The organism is Neisseria sp. CP9 (assembly GCF_047758525.1).
Lineage (GTDB): Bacteria > Pseudomonadota > Gammaproteobacteria > Burkholderiales > Neisseriaceae > Neisseria.
Map to the genome: position 1 here is coordinate 95,297 of NZ_CP180502.1, position 18,251 is coordinate 113,547.

Below are 18,251 nucleotides of genomic sequence, written 5' to 3' on the forward strand. Positions count from 1 at the left end.
CAATAGCCATCCGCCGCGTCAAAAGACGTCGTCTGAAACCACACACAGGAAACTCATGAACATCAAAACCCTGTCCGTATCCCTTACCGCATTGTGCCTGTCTGCCGCCGCCCCCGCTGCCGATATGCTGCTGGAAAACTACGGCAGCAGCCGTCCCGCATGGCTCTCCAAGCTCAAAAAACTCGACCGCAGCTCAGACGGCAAATTCCGCGTCCTCCAAATCGGCGATTCACACACCGCCGGCGACCTTTTCACCGAACAACTGCGCCTGCGCCTCCAACAAAAATGGGGCGACGGCGGCATAGGCTGGGTTTACCCCTCTACCGTCAAAGGCCAGCGCAGCGCAGCCGTCCGCTATGACAGCTCATGGCAAACCGTCAGCAGCCGCAGCGTTTCAGACGACTTCCCCTTAGGCGGCATCATCGCCAAAGCGAACGGCAGCAGCGTTACCATCAGCGCCAAAGACGGCAGCAGCGGCGATAAGCAGATTTCCGTCTTCGCCAAACCCGTCCTGCCCGAACAAACCCTGTCGTTTAACGGACGCGAAGTTCCCGCCGGAAGCAGCGGCTGGCAAATCATCCGCAGCAACAGCCGCCTGCCGCTGACCCTCAGCAGCTCCATGCCTTGGGACATCGGCTACATCAATATCGAAAATCCCGGACGCGGCGTAACCGTTTCCGCACTCGGCATCAACGGCGCGCAACTGACCCACTGGTCCAAATGGCGTCCCTCTTGGCAGGATGACCTTGCCCAAACCCGCGCCGACCTCGTTATCATCGCCTACGGCACCAACGAAGCCTTCGCCCGCGATTTGGACATCACTACCACCGAACAAAGCTGGAGCAGCTACATCCGCCAAATCAAACAAAGCCTGCCCGACGCAGGCATCCTGATTCTTGGCGCACCCGAATCCCTTAAAAGCACTTCAGGAAGCTGCGGCACACGTCCCGCCACTTTAAGCAGCATCCAACAAATGCAGCAGCGCGTCGCCCGCGAAGAAAAAATCATGTATTGGTCGTGGCAGAACGCGATGGGTGGAGAATGCAGCATGAAAAGCTGGATGAACCAAGGTCTCGCCGCCAAAGACGGCGTCCACTTCTCAGGCAAAGGCTACCGCCAAGCCGCCGACCGTCTCGCCGACAGCTTGATACAAATGGCAGATTAAACAAAAGGTCGTCTGAAAATTTTCAGACGACCTTTTTTTGATGACGACACTGTTCTATAGTGGATTAACTTTAAATCAGGACAAGGCGACGAAGCCGCAGACAGTACAGATAGTACGGCAAGGCGAGGCAACGCCGTACTGGTTTAAATTTAATCCACTATATCTTCTCTTGAAGACGGTCTATCCTCCTCAACTGCCTATCGAACGGTTTCGCAGCGTTTCAGCCCGTTCCCGATAATCAGTATCGAATTTCCGTTTTCAGACGACCTTTGCTTACTCTTTGGCAAATTGCTGTGTAAAGCGGATAAATTCTTCTTTTTTCGCTTTTGCCTTGCCTGAATCGATGGCAGCTTCGGCGGCTTTGACACCGTCCGCCAACGAAGGCACGACATTGCCGGCATAAAGGGCGGCGGCGGCGTTGAGCAGGACGATGTCGCGTGCCGCGCCATGTTTGCCGCTCAACACTTCATCCATTTTTTCCAAAGACTCTTGCGCATTGGCGACTTTGATTTCGTCTAAATCGCGGCGGATTTCAATGCCAAAATCGGCGGGGCTGATGTCGTATTCGCGGATTTCTCCGTCTTTCAGCTCGGCAACGCGGGTTTTGCCGGTCAGCGTGATTTCGTCCAAACCGCCTTCGCCACACACGACCAAAACGTGTTTGGAGCCAAGCTGTTTCAATACACGCGACAGGATGCCGCACAAATCGATGTGGAACACGCCCAAGAGCTGGTTTGGAGCGCCGGCGGGGTTGGTCAGCGGACCCAAGATATTGAAAATACTTCTAAACCCGAGCGAACGGCGCACGGGCGCGACATGGCGCATCGCGCTGTGGTGGTTTTGGGCAAACATAAAGCCCAAGCCTGTTTGACGGATGCTTTCGGCAACTTGCTCCGGCGTAATGTTCAACACCGCGCCCATCTGCTCCATCACGTCTGCCGCGCCGCTGGACGAAGAAACGGAACGTCCGCCGTGTTTGGCGACTTTCGCGCCTGCCGCAGCAGCGACAAACATGGAAGTCGTGGAAATATTGAAGATTTTTGCACCGTCTCCGCCCGTACCGACAATATCGACGAGGTCGTCTGAATTTTCCAGCGGCACTTTGGCGGCAAATTCGCGCATGACGGCGGCGGCGGCGGTGATTTCCGATACGGTTTCGACTTTAATCCGCAATCCGGTCAAGATGGCGGCGATTTGTTCGGGCGGTACCTGTCCGCTCATAATCTGGCGCATCAGGTCGGTCATTTCGTCGTAAAACAATTCGTTGTTGCTGATTAATCGTTCGATGGCTTGTTGCGGTGTAATCATGGTTCAATCCTTTTTACGGGTATTTTTACGTCAAACGTCGTCTGAAAGTTTTCAGACGACGTTTGGTTTAAGCGGCGGACGCTTGGAAGTCTTTAAATTCTTCCAAAAAGTTTTTCAACATATCGTGTCCATGTTCGGTCAACAGGGCTTCGGGGTGGAACTGCACGCCTTCAATGGCGTATTCCTTGTGCCGCACGCCCATGATTTCCTGATCTTCCGTCCATGCGGTGACTTCCAAACAATCGGGCAGCGTATCGCGGGCGATGACAAGGCTGTGATAACGCGTGCAGGTAACGGGATCGGGCAAATCTTTAAACATGCCTTTGTTCAAATGGAACACGGGCGAAACTTTGCCGTGCATCAGCGTTTTTGCCCGCACCACATCCCCGCCGAACGCTTCGCCTATCGTCTGATGCCCGAGGCACACGCCCATAATCGGCAGCTTACCGGCGAAATGGCGCATGGCGGCAACCGAAATGCCCGCCTCTTTCGGCGAACAAGGGCCCGGCCCGATAACGAGATATTGCGGTTTCAAAGCTTCGATTTCTTCGAACGTAATATCGTCGTTTCGGCGGACGACGACTTCCTGACCGAGTTCGGCGAAATATTGGACGATGTTGTAGGTGAAACTGTCATAATTATCAATGAATAAAAGCATGGGGGTACGGCCTTTTAGGGTTGTTTGACGGCGGCGATGTTTTCGGGCGAATTGATAAACGCCCACATCTGCTCTTCGGTTCGGAAAACGCCGTTACGGACAATATAATGCAGCGGATGCTTAATCAGCGCATCCGCTTTGCGGACAAAAACACGCATATTGCAGCTGTTTGCCGCCATTTCCAACACTTTGGCGGCAAAAGCGGGGCGGTGCAGCTTGTCGTGCATCAGCGGATGGCGGGCGATGTATTCGTTCAGAGGCTTGCCGCTGCTGTGGAAATCCGTGTGCAGCGGGTCGAGGAATACAATAAAAAAAGGCATCTTGCCCAAATAATCGTCTGCATCGTTCATAAGCGTTTCGGACGGAATATTTATATCGCCATAATATCACAACCACGATTTTTGATTCGCATCAGGTCGTCTGAAACATCGCTTGCCACCTTCCGAAATATTCACTTAAAATCAGTCTTACATTCCAAAAAGAGATTTGCTTATGGGTTTCAAACTTACTCCGATTGATGTTGTAGAAAACATCAGCCGCGAAGATTTTTATCAAAACTATCTCAAGCCCCGCCGTCCTGTCGTGATCAAAGGACTGACCCGCAACTGGCCCGCCCGCGACAAATGGTCACTGGACTATATGAAAGAAACCGTCGGCGATATCGTCGTTCCCTTGTACGACAGCGCCAAAGCCGACCCTTCCGCGCCGATTAATGCCGCCAGTACGGAAATGCGCTTCAGCGATTATATCGATCTGATCAAACGCGAGCCGACGGATTTGCGGATTTTCTTATTTGACCCCATCAAACACGCTCCCGCCTTGCTGAACGACTACGTTTTTCCCAAAGAGCTGATGGGCGGATTCTTAGACCGATACCCTACCCTGTTTTTCGGCGGTGCAGGTTCGGAAACCTTCCTACACTACGACATCGATATGGCGCACATCTTCCATACGCATTTCGGCAAGAAACACATCATCTTGTTCGATTACAAATGGAAAGAGCGTCTGTTCCGCATTCCTTTCGCCACTTACGCGCTGGAAGACTACCACGTTGACAATCCCGATACGGAACGTTTCCCCGAACTTGAAGGCATCGAAGGCATCGAATGCTTCCTTGAATACGGCGACACCCTGTTCATGCCGACCGGCTGGTGGCATTGGATGAAATACCTTGACGGCTCATTCTCCATCTCCCTGCGCGCATGGGATGAAAGCTGGGCGGTTAAGGCGCATAGCCTGTGGAACCTGACCGTACAGCGCAAGTTCGACGACTTCATGAAAGCCCGCTTTAAAGCACGCTACATGAATTGGAAAGAACAGCTTGCCTGCAAACGCGCCCGCCGCGCATGGGAACGCGGCATGCCTCGTTAAAACAAACCTAGAGGTCGTCTGAAAACGGTATTTCAGACGACCTTTATCCGCAAATTGCCCCGTATCCAGCGCAAAACTTGAAGCAATGGATGGCATTGTTTCCTCAATATCGGCGCAGTGCATAAGGCAAAAATGCAACAAGTGTGAGATACAAGGCGCATATTTTTTTAAACGTCGGCGATAGCTGAAACCAATCTGTCAAAGCAGGCGGACTGACCTTGCCCCAGCCTGTTTTGCCCCATTTTTTAACCGGAGTGCATCATGCAAACACCTCTAAAATTCTTAACCGTCCTTGTTTTAACGGCATCGGCATTCTCTGCGTCCGCTCACGGCATGCATAAACATAAACCGCTGACTTTTGAAGAGCTGCCTAAAATCTGCCAGCAATACTTCACGCGCGCGGAGAATTGTTACAAAAAGGCGGGCGCCAAATCCGATTTTCAACGCAACAATACAAAATTCCTGTTCCAAGCCCTGCCTGCCGCCGATTTAACGCAGCGTGAAACCATGTGCAAAATTGCCATGGATTCGTTCGCCGACAAAACGCGCTCGCTTCATTGCGAATAAGATTTTTGCCGGAAAGATATAGCAAAGGTCGTCTGAAAACTGAACTGCACCCCAAAAGTTGGACATCCCCCCTCCAACTCACAAGGTGCAGTTTTTTTATGAGCAAATATACATTACACTTCAAATACCAAGCCGTACTTCACTACCTGCATATACGCAGCCAACAGCGTACTGCAGACCACTACGGCATTTCCCGAACCCACCTGAGACGATGGATACGCGCCTATCAAGAAGGCGGCATCGGCGCACTCGAACATCCCCAATCCAAAACCATGACCGACCACCGCAAAAACCCCTTCATCGCAGATAAACCCGACCAAGAAAAAACACAGGCAGAGCTTATTGAAGAGTTGTGCTATATGCGCGCAGAGGTCGCCTACCTAAAGGAGTTAAAAGCCCTCAGCCAAAAGCGGACCGAAAAGGACAAAGCCAAACCGTCCAAACACTGAGGGCGCAACACCCGCTCAAATACCTGCTGCACATCGCAAACCTGCCCAAAAGCAGCTTTTACTACCACCACCAAGACCGACCCGACCCCGACACAGCCGACAAAGCCCTCCTCGTCGAAACCTACCGGCGGCATAAAGGACGCTACGGGCAAAGGCGCATTGCCGCAGCATTGGGTTGGAACCGCAAAAAAGCGGCGCGGTTGATGAAACAGATGGGGCTGAAAGCCCTCATACGGGCGAAAAAAGCCTACCGCCATCCCGCCATGGGCGAGATATCGGAAAACCTCCTCAAACGCCGGTTCAAAGCCCGAAAGCCCAACGAAAAATGGCTGACCGACGTTACCGAACTCAAAGGGAAGGACGGCAAACTGTACCTCTCGCCAATCTTGGATTTGTTCAACCGCGAGATCGTCGCCTACGCCATGAGCCGCAGAGCCGACAGTGAAATGGTGAAGGAAATGCTCGAAAAAGCCGCACCCCGTCTGACTGATAAGGCAACGATGCTTCATTCGGACCAAGGCGTGCTGTACCGTACGGCGGGGTATAGGGAATTGCTTGCACAACATTCCATGGTTCAAAGCATGTCGCGTAAGGCGAACTGTTGGGACAATGCGCCGATGGAAAGCTTCTTTGCGGTGTTGAAGACGGAGTGTTTCTATAACGCAGGTGAATTGACGGTGGACGAATTGATGAAGCAGATAGATGACTATATGGATTACTACAACCGGGAGCGTTGCAGTTTGAAATTGAAAAAGCTGAGTCCTGTCGCATACAGAACCCAGCTTACACAGAGCGCCTGAAAAGGCTTTTATGAGTGTCCAAGATTTGGGGGCCAGTTCAAACCTATTTTGTGTTTTCAGACGACCTTTTTTCAGACGACCTTAAAAGAAGTAATTCGCCAGCAGCAAACCGAATGCCAAGCTGAATGCCATGCTCAAGAGGCCGGGGATCATAAAGCTGTGGTTGAAAATGAATTTGCCGATTTTAGTCGAACCCGTGCTGTCAAAATCAATCGCCGCGATAATCGGGCCGTAGTTCGGAATGAAGAAATAGCCGTTCACCGCGACAAACGTGCCGATGATAATCGGAGCGGGAATGCCCAGCGAAATACCGATGGGGAACAGCGTTGCAACGGTCGCCCCTTGGCTGTTGACCAAGACAGACAAAACGAACAGGGCAAACGCAAAAGTCCACGGCGCGGTTTCGACCAGATGCGATACGGTTTCTTTGACTTCGGCCAGATGACCGTGCATCAATGTGTCGCCCAGCCATGCTACGCCGAATACGGCGATAACGGCGCGCATCCCCGCATGGAACACCGAGCCTTTGGTAATCGCGTTACCATTCGGTTTGCAAAGCAGGATAATCAGCGCGGCAGCGGAAAGCATGACGATTTCGATGGTGTGCGCCATGCCCATCAGTTTCGGGCCTTCTTCTGTTTGGAAGGTCGGACGCAACTCCGGTACGGCACCCATGACGACCACCAGCAATGCGGCAGCAAGGAAAATCCCGACTGAAAGTTTCGCCTCTTTGCTAACGGGCGCGTTGGAAACTTCAGCCGAATCTTTTTCGTTGGCTTTTACATATTCCGGGTCTTTCAGCAACGTCTGATAATGCGGGTCATCTTTCAACTCTTTGCCGAGCTTGTTGACGAATATGCAGGCAAGGCCGATACCTAAAATAGTTGAAGGAACCGTTACTTTCAGCACATCAGCCATCGTAATGTGTTGCGGCTCAAGGTAGGTAACGCAGGCAACGACCGCGGCCGCAATCGGGCTGGCAACGATGGCAAATTGCGACGCGATGACCGCCATCGTCAACGGACGCGACGGGCGGATACCGTTGCGGCGGCTGACTTCGGCAATAACGGGCAATACCGAATAGGCGACATGTCCCGTGCCTGCCAATACGGTAAACAGGTATGTGACCGCAGGCGCGATGAAGGTGATGTATTTCGGATTGCGGTGTAAAACGCGGGTGGCGATTTTAATCATGTAGTCCAAACCGCCGCTTGCCTGCATCGATGCAGCAGCGGAAACGACCGCCATAATCATCAGCATCACGTCAATCGGCGGACTGGTCGGCTCAAGATGAAAACCAAAAGCCAAAACCGCCAGCCCGACACCGCCAAGTACGCCCAAACCGATACCGCCGACCCGTGCGCCGATTAAGATACACACCAGTACGATGGCGAACTGGATAAAAAACATTGTGGACATGAACACTCCATTGTTTGTAAAAAAATCTTGAAGAGGAAACGGATTAAAGCGGATATCGGCGGAAGCTGCTGTTGCATTACATCTGATATCCATATTTTTGTTTTTATTTTAAATACCAACACTTTATCCGATTAAATCGGGCGTGATTATAGAGTAAGCACTCGTTATTAACAATGTTTTACTGAAATTAAGACACCAAAGGTCGCCTGAAGACACCGAAATTCATTTTTTCAGACGACCTTTTTTCAAGAAAGCCTGTTCAACGCAAGAATGTCTGGCTTGTTTTGCATACAAGGATTTATGTTCATACAAAAATCTATTTGAAGTCTCTTAAACCGACTTTGAATGAAATCATCCCGCAATGCTCAATTCCCCATCTCAAGCTACAACATCCCGATATATAGTGGATTAAATTTAAATCAGGACAAGGCGACGAAGCCGCAGACAGTACAGATAGTACGGAACCGATTCACTTGGTGCTTCAGCACCTTAGAGAATCGTTCTCTTTGAGCTAAGGCGAGGCAACGCCGTACTGGTTTAAAGTTAATCCACTATAAATTTTCATTTTCTTGCATCCCGCCTTATCGAAATCAGCCGAAACATCCCCATAATACTGCCGTTATACCACTTCATATTTGAAAGAAAGCGATGACTGCCATCCTGATTATCCTCGGTCTGATTGCCATAGCGGTCGGCATTTTTGGCACGATTTACCCCGCCTTGCCGGGATTGGGTCTGATGTTTGGTGGCGCATGGCTGTTGGGCTATGCCGGCGATTATCAGATTTTCGGCTCCGGCACACTCATTTTCCTTGCCGTTGTCGCCATTATCGGCACGGCAATGGATTATGTCGCGGGCGCGCTGGGGGCTAAATATACGGGGGCGAGTAAAACTGCTATCTGGGGAGCGTTTATCGGCGGCATTGTGGGCGCATTCTTCGCCATCCCCGGCCTGCTGTTAGGCCCTCTGATTGGTGCAGCCAGCGGCGAATTCATCGCCCGCAAAGACAGTTGGCAGGCTGGCAAAGTCGGCATCGGTACGTTTATCGGCTTTATCATCGGTACGGTTGCCAAAATCGGCTGCGCGCTGACCATTATGCTGACTGTCCTATCCGTATGGCTGGCTTCGTTTTTCTAAGCCATATCTTCAAAACCAAAGGTCGTCTGAAAATTCAGACGACCTTTGGTTTTTGAACGCTTATTTGTTACAGCAGGCTTTGTATTTCTTACCGCTGCCGCAAGGGCAAGGGTCGTTGCGTCCGGTTTTGTCGCCTTCGCGGCGTACCGTTTGCGGTTTGTTGATGATTGCCTGCCAATACCAATAAATATCCAGCAACACATGCGGCAGCTCGGATTCGAGCTGGGCGAGTTCTTTTTCGGTCAGGTGCAGGATGACTTCGCCGTTTCGCTCTTCATCGTAAATGCCGCCCAAAGCCATAATCGGATAGAACAAATCTTCAAATTCTTCCTGATCGACCGCCTCAAACCAATCGGTCGGAACGATATCCAAGGCATAGAGATACGCGTTACACCAAGTATAAATATCAGGATTGGAGGCGGCATCTTCGTATAACCACAAATCGGGCAGCATTTTTTTACTGAGTTTGATGCGCAAATCTGCCGCCAAACCGATGACCAAACGCTCGATTTCGGTGCGCTCTTTGGCATCAAACAACGATTCGTCGCCCAAAACTTCAGGCAGCCAGTCATTCGGGTTCAACGCATCCGGACCGCTCAACAAAGCCATCATAAACGCCTGCACTTCATCGCAGCGCATGGTGTTGTGGTGTTCTGATTTAGCATCGAGCAGCTCCATCAGGCGTAAGCGCGATGCTTCATCAAATGCTTGCAATTGCATGTTTTTTTCCTTATTTTTAAACGATATGTTTGTTATCCGAGGGTTCGTCTGAAAACGGTCTAGGCGATGCGTTGGCGCATTTGCTCGAAAAGGCATACGGTTGCCGCCATGGCGACGTTTAACGACTCAGTCTGGCCCAGCATCGGGATTCTGACGCTGCCGTCGACTTTTTCCAAAATTTCCCGACTCACGCCGCTGCCTTCATTACCGAAAACCCAAGCGCAAGGGGCGTTTAAATCCAGTTGGTACAAGTCGGAAGGATTGCGCCCATCCAAAGCAGTCGCCCATATTTTGTCCTGATAAGCATCCAGCCACTGCAGTAGAAAAACGCGGCTGTATATATTCAGCAGAAAATGCGCCCCCATACCCGCACGCAATACCTTGGGCGACCAAATATCGACGCAGTCATTACCCAACACAATCTGCCTGATGCCCGAAGCTGCCGCGCTGCGTAAAACCGTACCGACATTGCCCGGGTCTTGCAGCCTATCCAACACCACGCAGTCGCCGCTTAAAGGCAAATCTCCTTGCGGCGGAATCTCTATCCAAGTCATCACATCGTCAGCATCGTTCAGACTGGTGATTTTAGACAAGGCTTCGTTTCCGACCCAAGTAATACCATCTTCGTCCAAACTACTGATTAAATTTCGGATTTCAGGATGCGTGTTTTTACTTTCGGGCAAATACACTTGTTTGGGCTTGTATCCCGCCTCTAAATAGACCTGCAAAAGATGTACGCCTTCCAACACGGTTTGCCCATATTCCAGGCGTGCTTTAGATTGTGTCAGCAGCTTGGACAAATGCTTGAGCTGCTCGTTTTGCGCGGAGGTAATTGATTTCATGTGGCGCATTATATAGCGGATTCAAATAAAAAGGATACAGAAAGGCAGCCGCACGATACCGTCGGACTTTTTTCAAACCGCTTTTTCAGACGACCTCTTGACGCATATAGTGGATTAACTTTAAATCAGGACAAGGCGACGAAGCCGCAGACAGTACAGATAGTACGGAACCGATTCACTTGGTGCTTCAGCACCTTAGAGAATCGTTCTCTTTGAGCTAAGGCGAGGCAACGCCGTACTGGTTTATAGTTAATCCACTATAAAAAGGATACAGAAAGGCAGCGGCACAATACCGTCCGACTTTGTTCAACCCGCTTTTTCAGACGACCTCAAGATGCATCCGATCAAAAACAAAATCCCTGCCCGAATAGCTCGGGAAGGGATTTTCTCTACTTGATGGAAATCTGTATCTCTATGCAGCCTAATGAACGACGGAATCCTGTTGAACCTGCGTTTCGGTTCGAACCGTAGTCTGACTCACACCTTTGTCATTCTTTGCGGATTCAGGCATTACCACGGCATCCGAAGCATTTTTGGCTGTCGGATTGGCGGCTACGGGTACGATATTTTCCTGTTGGTTTTTGGTTTCAACAGCTTTTTCAGCAACCATGCCTGAAGAGTCGCCCTTCACTTGCGGACCGAATTGCCATACGGCTACAGCAACCGCTGCCACGCTGGCGGCGACGGCGAAGGATTTGAAAAAAGAGTTGTTCGCAGCCTGTACTTCCTTAACAACAGGCATCACAGCAGCAACTTCGGCTTCATGACGCTGTTTGTGTTCTTCGCTAATTTCCGCAAGCGTAGCGGTAAATGCCGCGCTTTGCATGAAATCCGCATCACGCCCTGTCCCTGCTTTATAGCGCATGCAATCGCCTAACAGATGGTACTCATACCACGCTTCGGCAGCGGCATCGTCGGACAACAGACGGTCAAGCATCTCTTCGCTTACTTGGTCTCCATCCATCAGCATGGAAACATATTCTCTTGTTGTATCCATAGTTGTTACCATTTTTTTACCACCTTTGATTTTCAGAGGTTTCCAGCAGCGGCCTCAAATCTTTTGCTATCACTTCCCGCGCCCTGAAAATACGGGAGCGGACCGTTCCTATCGGACAATCCATAATTTTGGCTATTTCCTCGTAAGACAAACCGTCCATTTCCCGCAGGGTAATGGCTTTGCGTAAGTCTTCGGGCAAATGCGAAATCGTTGATTCGACTGTTTGCAGGATTTCCCGATTGATCATTTCAGCTTCCGGCGTATGGTAATCCGCAATCTGATCCGATAAATCCAGAATATCCCCGTCTTCATTAGCAGCCTCTGCACTGACGAACGGCTGCTTTCCTGATGTTACTAAGAAGTTCTTGGCGGTATTGATGGCAATCCGATACAACCAAGTATAAAAAGCGCTCTCGCCTCGGAAGTTCGGCAAGGCCCGATAAGCCCTAATCATTGCCTCTTGCGCCACATCGTTGACTTCGTGTTCGTCTTTGACAAAACGGGAAATCAATCTGATGAGCCGACGCTGATATTTGGACATCAGCATCTCGAATGCTTTTTGTTCGCCCTTCTGTGCGCGCTCTACCAAGGCCTGATCAATCTGGCGATCATTCATATCTTACCTTTTGTAATAACTGCATTATAAGCTATAAAGTAGTAAAGCGTGCTGTGCCAGTTAAAGACAGCTGCCGCCGTATTTAGTTCCATTTATATCTCAAAAATTTTCCGTAAACCGGTAAAAAACCGTCAAACCCTTGAAAATCGTGGCTTACCGTAAGGTTAACAATAGCAATGCAGTTTCCGTCAGTATTTGTGATAATCGGCCAGCATTTTCTGACGAACGGTACAATATGGTTTTCTTGCAACACTTTCTTAACGTTTTTATACAAAAAACCTACATTCATCATATCATCACTGCCCGCCGTCCGAATGATCCCTTCTTCTTCCAAGACCGATTCCGGCAATCCGTTGCGGTGCGGCACCAGAAAAAAGCCGTTTTCTTGGAGAATATCTTTCAGACGACCTCTGACTTCTTTTCCCTTTATCCAATCTGCGTCTGCAAACTGGCTTTGTTTCAATATAAATAAAAAATCCCGATATAAACATACCGATGTTTCGCCGAAATGCCATTGTGCAGTTTCTGCTTCCAACAGTATCCGCGCGAAATCCGCCAGCTTTCTCGGAGAACTTTCCACAATCTCATTCTCTTTAAAAAACCGCCAAAGAATCCGGCTGCGGCGTGCTTCGCTGAATGTCTGCCAACGGCTGACTTGGAAACGCCCGCTTTGGCAAACCGTCTGATAATCCGCATCGACAACTTCGTCCAAAATCGCCAAATCGGTTTGTAACGAACGAATGTTGGCACAAACATGATGGTCGAAATTCGGAATGCGCTCCCGCCAAACCGGCAACGCCTCGTAACGCATCCAATTTCTTAAAAAGGCTGTATCGGCGTTACTTTCATCTTCGATGTTCGGCAGGTTGCAGGCAGCGGCGTAGTTTTCCAATTCTTTTCGGGAAAACGTCAGCAGCGGCCGCCAAATTTGCTTTTCCTCATTCAATTTGCGCCATTGCGGCATGGCGGCAAGTGCTTTGATGCCGCCGCCGCGAACTGCCGCGAGCATGAATGTTTCAATTTGATCATCCTGATGGTGCGCCAACGCGATGACACCGGAGAGGTCGTCTGAAAACGCCTGATAACGTGCTTTCCGTGCGGCGGCTTCGATTCCCAAGCCGTCTTTTTTGACTTCAACTTTTACGCTTCTGAACGGCACATTCCATTCTTGGCATAAACGTGTGCAAAACACCAGCCAGTCATCCGCATTGCGGCTCAATCCATGATGAACGTGCAACGCGTGTACGTCCAATCCAAGCTCTTCCCGCAAACACGCGAGCATATGCAGCAACACCACCGAATCCAAACCGCCGCTTAGTCCAACCGTTACCATGCAACCATCCGGAAGCGAACGCGCCGAAAGACGCAGAGTTTCCAACAAACTGTGGCATTGAGGCGGAAGGTTTTCAGACGACGTCGGGTTCATATGGCGTAATTTATGCTTTGTCGGCAAGGCAAGTTCTCAGAAATGAAAAAGCAGGCAGGGGGGCTTCTGCCTGCTTTTCTACACATTAACTGTTTACTTATCCGTAAACTTGCCGTAAGCCATAATCCGGTCGAAACGGCGCGCCAGCAAGTCCGCCATCGGCATATTTTGCGCTTCGTGCAACTGGGTTTCCAACACCGTTTTGACGTTTTTCATGGTCGTTTCAAAATCGCGGTGCGCGCCGCCCAAAGGCTCGCTGATCACGCTATCGATTAAATCCAATTCTTGCAGGCGTTTGGCGGTAATACCCAAGGCTTGAGCGGCATCTGCTGCTTTTTCAGCAGTTTTCCACAGAATAGACGCGCAGCCTTCCGGAGAAATAACCGAGTAAGTCGAATACTGCAGCATATTGACGTAATCGCCGACTGCAATCGCCAGCGCGCCGCCGGAGCCGCCCTCGCCGATGATGGTACACAAAACCGGTACACGCAGGCGGGTCAGTTCGTACAGGTTGCGTCCGATGGCTTCAGACTGACCGCGCTCTTCTGCGCCGATGCCCGGATACGCGCCCGGCGTATCGACAAAAGTCATCACGGGAATATTGAATTTCTCGGCGGTCTGCATCAGACGCAGTGCTTTACGGTAGCCTTCAGGGCGCGGCATACCGAAATTGCGGCGGATTTTTTCTTTGGTATCTCGACCTTTTTGATGGCCGATAACCATCACACTTTGTCCGTTGAAGCGCGCCAAACCGCCGACGATGGCATGGTCGTCTGAATAATGGCGGTCGCCGTGCAACTCTTCAAAATCGGTGAAAATGGCTTGGATGTAATCTAAGGTGTAAGGACGTTGGGGATGGCGTGAAACCTGCGAAATCTGAGCGGGCGTCAGCTTGTTGAAAATCGATTTGGTCAAGTCGTTGCTTTTCTTCTGCAATCTGGCGATTTCATCGGAAATATCGACGGCGGACTCGCCCTGCACAAAGCGCAACTCTTCGATTTTATTGGTTAATTCGGCGATGGGTTGTTCAAAATCCAAAAAAACTGGTTTCATAGGGTGAAGCTCTCGGTAGGGACGCTGCCGCTATCATACGCCAATCAGGCATATTTGGCAGCATTTCTCATGGAGGATATGCCGTGCAAAACGGCAGATAATCGGGCGAATGCCTTTTCAGACGACCTTTTGCGGATGATATAGTATATCTGCACTAAACAAATGAAGTGCCGTATCTTATGATAAACTTCCATTCAGTTCAATCATTTCAAACAGGCTATGAAAAACGAACACGACAATACGGCGATGCGGCTCGACAAATGGCTTTGGGCTGCGCGCTTTTTCAAAACCCGCGCACTGGCTCAAAAACATATCGAATTGGGCAGGGTTCAGGTCAACGGTGCCAAAGTCAAAAACAGCAAAAATATCAGCGCAGGCGACATCATCGACCTGACGCTCAATTCACTGCCTTACAAAATCAAAGTATTGGCACTCAACCACCAGCGCCGCCCCGCACCCGAAGCGCGTCAGCTTTACGAAGAAGACATGAAAACCGCCGCCGAACGCGAAGCGCAAAAACAGCTCGACCAAGCAAGCCGCATCAGCGCGGCGTATCCCGACGGCAGGCCGACCAAACGCGACCGCCGCCAACTCGACCGCATGAAACGCGACAGCTGGTAGGGTTTTGTAAATTCAGTTTCAACTGCGATGTACAGCAGAACGGATATATTTGACCCCCGCCAAAAACAAATCATCCGTTTTTATTATTTCACGCAACTGACTTGACGGTTTTATCCGTCCGTTGTGTTGAGACTCCTGCCTGAATCCGCCGATTTCCGTAAAGTTGAAACGCATCAGAATCAGGTATAATCCATCCCTATTTCATTTTCAGACGACCTTGAGCCATTTAAGGATATCCCCATGAGCAAGAAACGCGTCCTCACAGGCGTAACCACCACCGGCATCCCGCATCTGGGCAACTACGTCGGCGCCATCCGCCCTGCCGTCCGCGCGGCGCAAAACCCCGATACCGAATCCTTCCTCTTCCTCGCCGACTACCACGGCATCATCAAATGCCACGAGCCGGAGATGATTCACCAATCCACCCAAGCCGTTGCCGCCACTTGGCTTGCCTGCGGACTCGACCCCGAGCGTACTACCTTCTACCGCCAAAGCGACATTTCCGAAGTGATGGAATTGAACTGGATTCTGACCTGCATCACCGCCAAAGGCCTGATGAACCGCGCCCACGCCTATAAAGCCGCCGTGCAGGCAAATGTCGAAAACAATCAGGAAGACCCCGATCACGGTGTAGAAATGGGTCTGTACAGCTACCCCATCCTGATGACTGCCGACATCCTCATGTTCAACGCAAACGAAGTGCCCGTCGGCCGCGACCAAATCCAACACGTCGAAATGGCGCGCGACATCGCCGGACGCTTCAACCACCGCTTCAAAGAAGTCTTCACCCTGCCCGAAGTGAAAATCGACGAAAACGTCGAACTCTTGGTCGGCTTGGACGGACGCAAAATGTCCAAATCCTACGGCAACACCATTCCGCTTTGGGAAAACGACAAGAAAACGCAAAAATCGGTCAACAAAATCATCACCAACATGAAAGAGCCGGGCGAGCCGAAACAGCCCGATGAAAGCCCCTTGTTTGAAATCTACAAAGCCTTCTCCACGTCGTCTGAAACCGCAGCGTTCACGCAAATGCTTGCCGAAGGCTTGGCATGGGGCGAAGCCAAAAAACTCTTGGCCGCCAAAATCAATACTGAGCTGGCAGAACCGCGCGAACGCTACAACGCGCTGACCGCCAATCCTTCGCAAATCGAAGACATCCTGCAGGCAGGTGCCGCCAAAGCGCGCAAAGAAGCGCGCGAACTGCTGGACAAAGTACGCGACACCGTCGGCATCCGTCCATTGAAGTAAATCTCAAAAGGTCGTCTGAAAAGCAACCCGCTCATATTTCAGACGACCTTTTCCTGTTTAGAACAAGGAATATCCGATGAAAGCCTTTCCAATTCTCTTATCCGCCCTTTTGCTCGCCGCCTGCGGCAAATCCGAAGCCCCCGCCGAGCCCGCACCAAATGCCGCCGAAGCCGCGCCAAAGCCCGCGTTTAAAGTCAAATACATCGACAACAACGCCATCGCAGGCTTGGATTTAGGTCAAAGCAGCGAAGGCAAAACCAACGACGGCAAAAAACAAATCAGCTATCCGATTAACGGCTTGTCCGAACAAAACGTCATCCAACTGATCGGCAACCACCCCAACGATTTGGAAGTCATCAGCGGCAAATGTATGGAAACCGGCGACAAAGGCGAGCCTTTGGGCTGGACTGAAAACGGCAAATGCCATGCCTTGTTTGCCAAACTGGTCGGCAACATCGCCGAAGACGGCGGCAAACTGACAAATTACCTCCTATCCCATGCCGCCTTGCAACCTTATGAGGCGGGCAAAAGCGGTTATGCAGCCGTTCAAAACGGCCGCTACATCCTCGAACTCGACAGCGAAGGAATGTTCTACTTCCGCCGCCGCCACTATTGACCGAGCGGGTGCCGCCCATGACCGTACACACCTTAATCCGCGCCCTGCCTAAAGCCGAATTGCACGTCCATATCGAAGGCACGTTCGAGCCGGAATTGATGTTCGCCATCGCCGAGCGCAACGGCGTTTCCATTCCCTACGCGGATGTGGAAGCCGTGCGCCGTGCTTATGATTTTCACAATCTCCAGTCCTTCCTCGATATTTACTACGCGGCTGCAGCGGTCTTGCTTCACGAACAGGATTTTTACGACCTGACCACCGCCTATTTCGCCCGTTGCCGCGAAGACAACGTCGTCCACACCGAAATCTTCTTTGACCCGCAAACCCATACCGCGAGCGTAGTACCGTTTGAAACCGTCATCAACGGCATTACCCGCGCCCGCCTGGATGCGCAGGAAAAATGGGGCATTTCCAGCAGGCTGATTATGTGTTTCCTGCGGCATTTGAGCGAAGAATCCGCGTTCGAAACGCTTGCCCAAGCGCAGCCTTTCAGACGACATATCGACGGCATCGGACTGGATTCGGGCGAACTCGGCAACCCGCCCTCGAAATTCGAGCGCGTCTTCGCCCATGCCCGCGTGCAAGGTTTTCCCGCCGTCGCCCACGCCGGCGAAGAAGGCCCGCCCGAATACGTTTGGGAAGCGTTGGATTTGTTGAAAGTCGTCCGCATCGACCACGGCGTGCGCTCCGAAGAAGACGAAACCCTTATGCAGCGACTGATTGCCGAACAAATGCCCCTGACCGTCTGCCCATTGAGCAATCTCAAACTCAAAGTCGTCAGCGACCTGTCCCGACACAACCTGCGCCGTATGCTTGAGCGCGGCGTATTGGTTACCGTCAATTCAGACGACCCCGCCTACTTCGGCGGCTACCTCAACCAAAACTTTATCGAACTTGCCGACGCATTGGATTTGAATGAAGCAGACCTCCGCGCCTTGTGCAAAAACTCGTTCAAAGCCTCGTTTTTAAACGAGGAAGAAAAAGCAAAACGGTACGCCGAAATCGACAGCATCCATGTTTAGACACAAAGCCGACCTGAAAAACAATCCGGTCGGCTTTGTTTTTATAGTGGATTAACAAAAATCAGGACAAGGCGACGAAGCCGCAGACAGTACAGATAGTACGGAACCGATTCACTTGGTGCTTCAGCACCTTAGAGAATCGTTCTCTTTGAGCTAAGGCGAGGCAACGCCGTACTGGTTTAAATTTAATCCACTATATCTAAAAATGCAAAT

Annotated in this window: 20 protein-coding genes and 2 pseudogenes; 12 read left to right on the forward strand and 10 right to left on the reverse strand. The window is 51.0% G+C overall.

The annotated features are described in order from the left end of the window. The first annotated feature begins 55 nt into the window (after positions 1–55). Together ACMYUL_RS00385 and ACMYUL_RS00390 are read left to right on the forward strand one after the other, a co-directional pair. The gene (locus ACMYUL_RS00385; RefSeq protein WP_415771494.1) at positions 56–1,165 is read left to right on the forward strand and encodes an SGNH/GDSL hydrolase family protein; all 1,110 of its coding nucleotides are present in this window, start codon (positions 56–58) and stop codon (positions 1,163–1,165) included. A gap of 55 nt (positions 1,166–1,220) precedes the next feature. Further along, positions 1,221–1,334: pseudogene (locus ACMYUL_RS00390) on the forward strand (IS5/IS1182 family transposase); the annotation flags it as partial. A gap of 104 nt (positions 1,335–1,438) precedes the next feature. Here the strand turns inward: ACMYUL_RS00390 and trpD are convergent. The 3 genes from trpD to ACMYUL_RS00405 form a co-directional block, all read right to left on the reverse strand. After that, positions 1,439–2,473 (reverse strand): anthranilate phosphoribosyltransferase, encoded by a 1,035-nt coding sequence (gene trpD, locus ACMYUL_RS00395; protein WP_415771496.1) that lies wholly within the window; start codon positions 2,471–2,473, stop codon positions 1,439–1,441. 67 nt (positions 2,474–2,540) lie between these two features. Continuing rightward, positions 2,541–3,131: an aminodeoxychorismate/anthranilate synthase component II gene (locus ACMYUL_RS00400; protein WP_415771498.1), complete on the reverse strand. Its 591-nt coding sequence runs from the start codon at positions 3,129–3,131 to the stop codon at positions 2,541–2,543. Positions 3,132–3,145: 14 nt separating this feature from the next. Beyond that, on the reverse strand, positions 3,146–3,481 hold the full coding sequence (locus ACMYUL_RS00405) for a hypothetical protein (RefSeq protein ID WP_016686410.1): 336 nt from the start codon (positions 3,479–3,481) through the stop codon (positions 3,146–3,148). Between the two features lie 142 nt (positions 3,482–3,623). Here ACMYUL_RS00405 and ACMYUL_RS00410 point away from each other — a divergent pair, with 142 nt between their 5' ends. The 4 genes from ACMYUL_RS00410 to ACMYUL_RS00425 all read left to right on the forward strand — a co-directional run bounded on the left by ACMYUL_RS00410 (position 3,624) and on the right by ACMYUL_RS00425 (position 6,318). Next, a complete protein-coding gene (locus tag ACMYUL_RS00410; protein WP_415771500.1) occupies positions 3,624–4,502 on the forward strand; it encodes a cupin-like domain-containing protein in 879 nt (292 codons plus the stop codon). A 261-nt stretch (positions 4,503–4,763) separates the two neighbouring features. Next, positions 4,764–5,069, forward strand: coding sequence for a hypothetical protein (locus ACMYUL_RS00415; protein WP_415771502.1), 306 nt, complete (start codon positions 4,764–4,766; stop codon positions 5,067–5,069). Positions 5,070–5,167: 98 nt separating this feature from the next. Further along, positions 5,168–5,518 (forward strand): helix-turn-helix domain-containing protein, encoded by a 351-nt coding sequence (locus ACMYUL_RS00420; RefSeq protein WP_308862247.1) that lies wholly within the window; start codon positions 5,168–5,170, stop codon positions 5,516–5,518. Beyond that, entirely contained in the window at positions 5,422–6,318 is an 897-nt protein-coding gene (locus tag ACMYUL_RS00425; RefSeq protein ID WP_415771504.1) for an IS3 family transposase, read from the forward strand. The genes ACMYUL_RS00420 and ACMYUL_RS00425 overlap by 97 nt, the downstream gene beginning before the upstream one ends. An 81-nt stretch (positions 6,319–6,399) precedes the next feature. Here ACMYUL_RS00425 and ACMYUL_RS00430 read toward each other — a convergent pair whose 3' ends face one another. Continuing rightward, a complete protein-coding gene (locus tag ACMYUL_RS00430) occupies positions 6,400–7,728 on the reverse strand; it encodes an anaerobic C4-dicarboxylate transporter family protein (RefSeq protein WP_415772995.1) in 1,329 nt (442 codons plus the stop codon). Positions 7,729–8,136: 408 nt separating this feature from the next. Between ACMYUL_RS00430 and ACMYUL_RS00435 the strand changes: the two are divergent. Together ACMYUL_RS00435 and ACMYUL_RS00440 are read left to right on the forward strand one after the other, a co-directional pair. Then, positions 8,137–8,199: pseudogene (locus ACMYUL_RS00435) on the forward strand (transposase); the annotation flags it as partial. Positions 8,200–8,385: 186 nt separating this feature from the next. Further along, on the forward strand, positions 8,386–8,874 hold the full coding sequence (locus tag ACMYUL_RS00440; RefSeq protein ID WP_415771506.1) for a DUF456 domain-containing protein: 489 nt from the start codon (positions 8,386–8,388) through the stop codon (positions 8,872–8,874). Between the two features lie 60 nt (positions 8,875–8,934). Here ACMYUL_RS00440 and ACMYUL_RS00445 read toward each other — a convergent pair whose 3' ends face one another. The 6 genes from ACMYUL_RS00445 to ACMYUL_RS00470 all read right to left on the reverse strand — a co-directional run bounded on the left by ACMYUL_RS00445 (position 8,935) and on the right by ACMYUL_RS00470 (position 14,528). Continuing rightward, positions 8,935–9,594, reverse strand: a complete 660-nt coding sequence (locus ACMYUL_RS00445; RefSeq protein WP_070495735.1) for a YecA family protein — start codon at positions 9,592–9,594, stop codon at positions 8,935–8,937. Between the two features lie 59 nt (positions 9,595–9,653). After that, on the reverse strand, positions 9,654–10,436 hold the full coding sequence (locus tag ACMYUL_RS00450; RefSeq protein WP_415771508.1) for a TrmH family RNA methyltransferase: 783 nt from the start codon (positions 10,434–10,436) through the stop codon (positions 9,654–9,656). 421 nt (positions 10,437–10,857) lie between these two features. Next, complete coding sequence (locus tag ACMYUL_RS00455; protein ID WP_415771510.1) at positions 10,858–11,433, reverse strand: sigma-E factor negative regulatory protein; 576 nt, start codon at positions 11,431–11,433, stop codon at positions 10,858–10,860. Positions 11,434–11,449: 16 nt separating this feature from the next. Further along, complete coding sequence (gene rpoE / locus ACMYUL_RS00460) at positions 11,450–12,049, reverse strand: RNA polymerase sigma factor RpoE (RefSeq protein WP_049229611.1); 600 nt, start codon at positions 12,047–12,049, stop codon at positions 11,450–11,452. Positions 12,050–12,131: 82 nt separating this feature from the next. Further along, positions 12,132–13,475, reverse strand: coding sequence for a tRNA lysidine(34) synthetase TilS (tilS, locus tag ACMYUL_RS00465; RefSeq protein ID WP_415772997.1), 1,344 nt, complete (start codon positions 13,473–13,475; stop codon positions 12,132–12,134). Between the two features lie 93 nt (positions 13,476–13,568). Continuing rightward, complete coding sequence (locus ACMYUL_RS00470) at positions 13,569–14,528, reverse strand: acetyl-CoA carboxylase carboxyltransferase subunit alpha (protein WP_036491589.1); 960 nt, start codon at positions 14,526–14,528, stop codon at positions 13,569–13,571. A gap of 219 nt (positions 14,529–14,747) precedes the next feature. Between ACMYUL_RS00470 and ACMYUL_RS00475 the strand changes: the two genes are divergently transcribed. The 4 genes from ACMYUL_RS00475 (at position 14,748) to ACMYUL_RS00490 (ending at position 18,038) form a co-directional block, all read left to right on the forward strand. Further along, entirely contained in the window at positions 14,748–15,149 is a 402-nt protein-coding gene (locus ACMYUL_RS00475) for an RNA-binding S4 domain-containing protein (RefSeq protein WP_003758524.1), read from the forward strand. A 240-nt stretch (positions 15,150–15,389) separates the two neighbouring features. Beyond that, positions 15,390–16,400, forward strand: a complete 1,011-nt coding sequence (gene trpS / locus ACMYUL_RS00480; protein WP_415771513.1) for a tryptophan--tRNA ligase — start codon at positions 15,390–15,392, stop codon at positions 16,398–16,400. Between the two features lie 76 nt (positions 16,401–16,476). Further along, positions 16,477–17,016, forward strand: coding sequence for a hypothetical protein (locus ACMYUL_RS00485; RefSeq protein ID WP_415771515.1), 540 nt, complete (start codon positions 16,477–16,479; stop codon positions 17,014–17,016). A 17-nt stretch (positions 17,017–17,033) separates the two neighbouring features. Beyond that, positions 17,034–18,038 (forward strand): adenosine deaminase, encoded by a 1,005-nt coding sequence (locus tag ACMYUL_RS00490; protein WP_415771516.1) that lies wholly within the window; start codon positions 17,034–17,036, stop codon positions 18,036–18,038. Positions 18,039–18,251: the final 213 nt, after the last annotated feature.

What these genes read in the sequence shown, in the direction of transcription:
- ACMYUL_RS00385 (WP_415771494.1), top strand. Translation starts at nt 56, where the DNA reads ATGAACATCAAAACCCTGTCCGTATCCCTTACCGCATTGTGCCTGTCT.
- trpD (WP_415771496.1), bottom strand. Translation starts at nt 2,473, where the DNA reads ATGATTACACCGCAACAAGCCATCGAACGATTAATCAGCAACAACGAA.
- ACMYUL_RS00400 (WP_415771498.1), bottom strand. Translation starts at nt 3,131, where the DNA reads ATGCTTTTATTCATTGATAATTATGACAGTTTCACCTACAACATCGTC.
- ACMYUL_RS00405 (WP_016686410.1), bottom strand. Translation starts at nt 3,481, where the DNA reads ATGAACGATGCAGACGATTATTTGGGCAAGATGCCTTTTTTTATTGTA.
- ACMYUL_RS00410 (WP_415771500.1), top strand. Translation starts at nt 3,624, where the DNA reads ATGGGTTTCAAACTTACTCCGATTGATGTTGTAGAAAACATCAGCCGC.
- ACMYUL_RS00415 (WP_415771502.1), top strand. Translation starts at nt 4,764, where the DNA reads ATGCAAACACCTCTAAAATTCTTAACCGTCCTTGTTTTAACGGCATCG.
- ACMYUL_RS00420 (WP_308862247.1), top strand. Translation starts at nt 5,168, where the DNA reads ATGAGCAAATATACATTACACTTCAAATACCAAGCCGTACTTCACTAC.
- ACMYUL_RS00430 (WP_415772995.1), bottom strand. Translation starts at nt 7,728, where the DNA reads ATGTTTTTTATCCAGTTCGCCATCGTACTGGTGTGTATCTTAATCGGC.
- ACMYUL_RS00440 (WP_415771506.1), top strand. Translation starts at nt 8,386, where the DNA reads ATGACTGCCATCCTGATTATCCTCGGTCTGATTGCCATAGCGGTCGGC.
- ACMYUL_RS00445 (WP_070495735.1), bottom strand. Translation starts at nt 9,594, where the DNA reads ATGCAATTGCAAGCATTTGATGAAGCATCGCGCTTACGCCTGATGGAG.
- ACMYUL_RS00450 (WP_415771508.1), bottom strand. Translation starts at nt 10,436, where the DNA reads ATGAAATCAATTACCTCCGCGCAAAACGAGCAGCTCAAGCATTTGTCC.
- ACMYUL_RS00455 (WP_415771510.1), bottom strand. Translation starts at nt 11,433, where the DNA reads ATGGATACAACAAGAGAATATGTTTCCATGCTGATGGATGGAGACCAA.
- rpoE (WP_049229611.1), bottom strand. Translation starts at nt 12,049, where the DNA reads ATGAATGATCGCCAGATTGATCAGGCCTTGGTAGAGCGCGCACAGAAG.
- tilS (WP_415772997.1), bottom strand. Translation starts at nt 13,475, where the DNA reads ATGAACCCGACGTCGTCTGAAAACCTTCCGCCTCAATGCCACAGTTTG.
- ACMYUL_RS00470 (WP_036491589.1), bottom strand. Translation starts at nt 14,528, where the DNA reads ATGAAACCAGTTTTTTTGGATTTTGAACAACCCATCGCCGAATTAACC.
- ACMYUL_RS00475 (WP_003758524.1), top strand. Translation starts at nt 14,748, where the DNA reads ATGAAAAACGAACACGACAATACGGCGATGCGGCTCGACAAATGGCTT.
- trpS (WP_415771513.1), top strand. Translation starts at nt 15,390, where the DNA reads ATGAGCAAGAAACGCGTCCTCACAGGCGTAACCACCACCGGCATCCCG.
- ACMYUL_RS00485 (WP_415771515.1), top strand. Translation starts at nt 16,477, where the DNA reads ATGAAAGCCTTTCCAATTCTCTTATCCGCCCTTTTGCTCGCCGCCTGC.
- ACMYUL_RS00490 (WP_415771516.1), top strand. Translation starts at nt 17,034, where the DNA reads ATGACCGTACACACCTTAATCCGCGCCCTGCCTAAAGCCGAATTGCAC.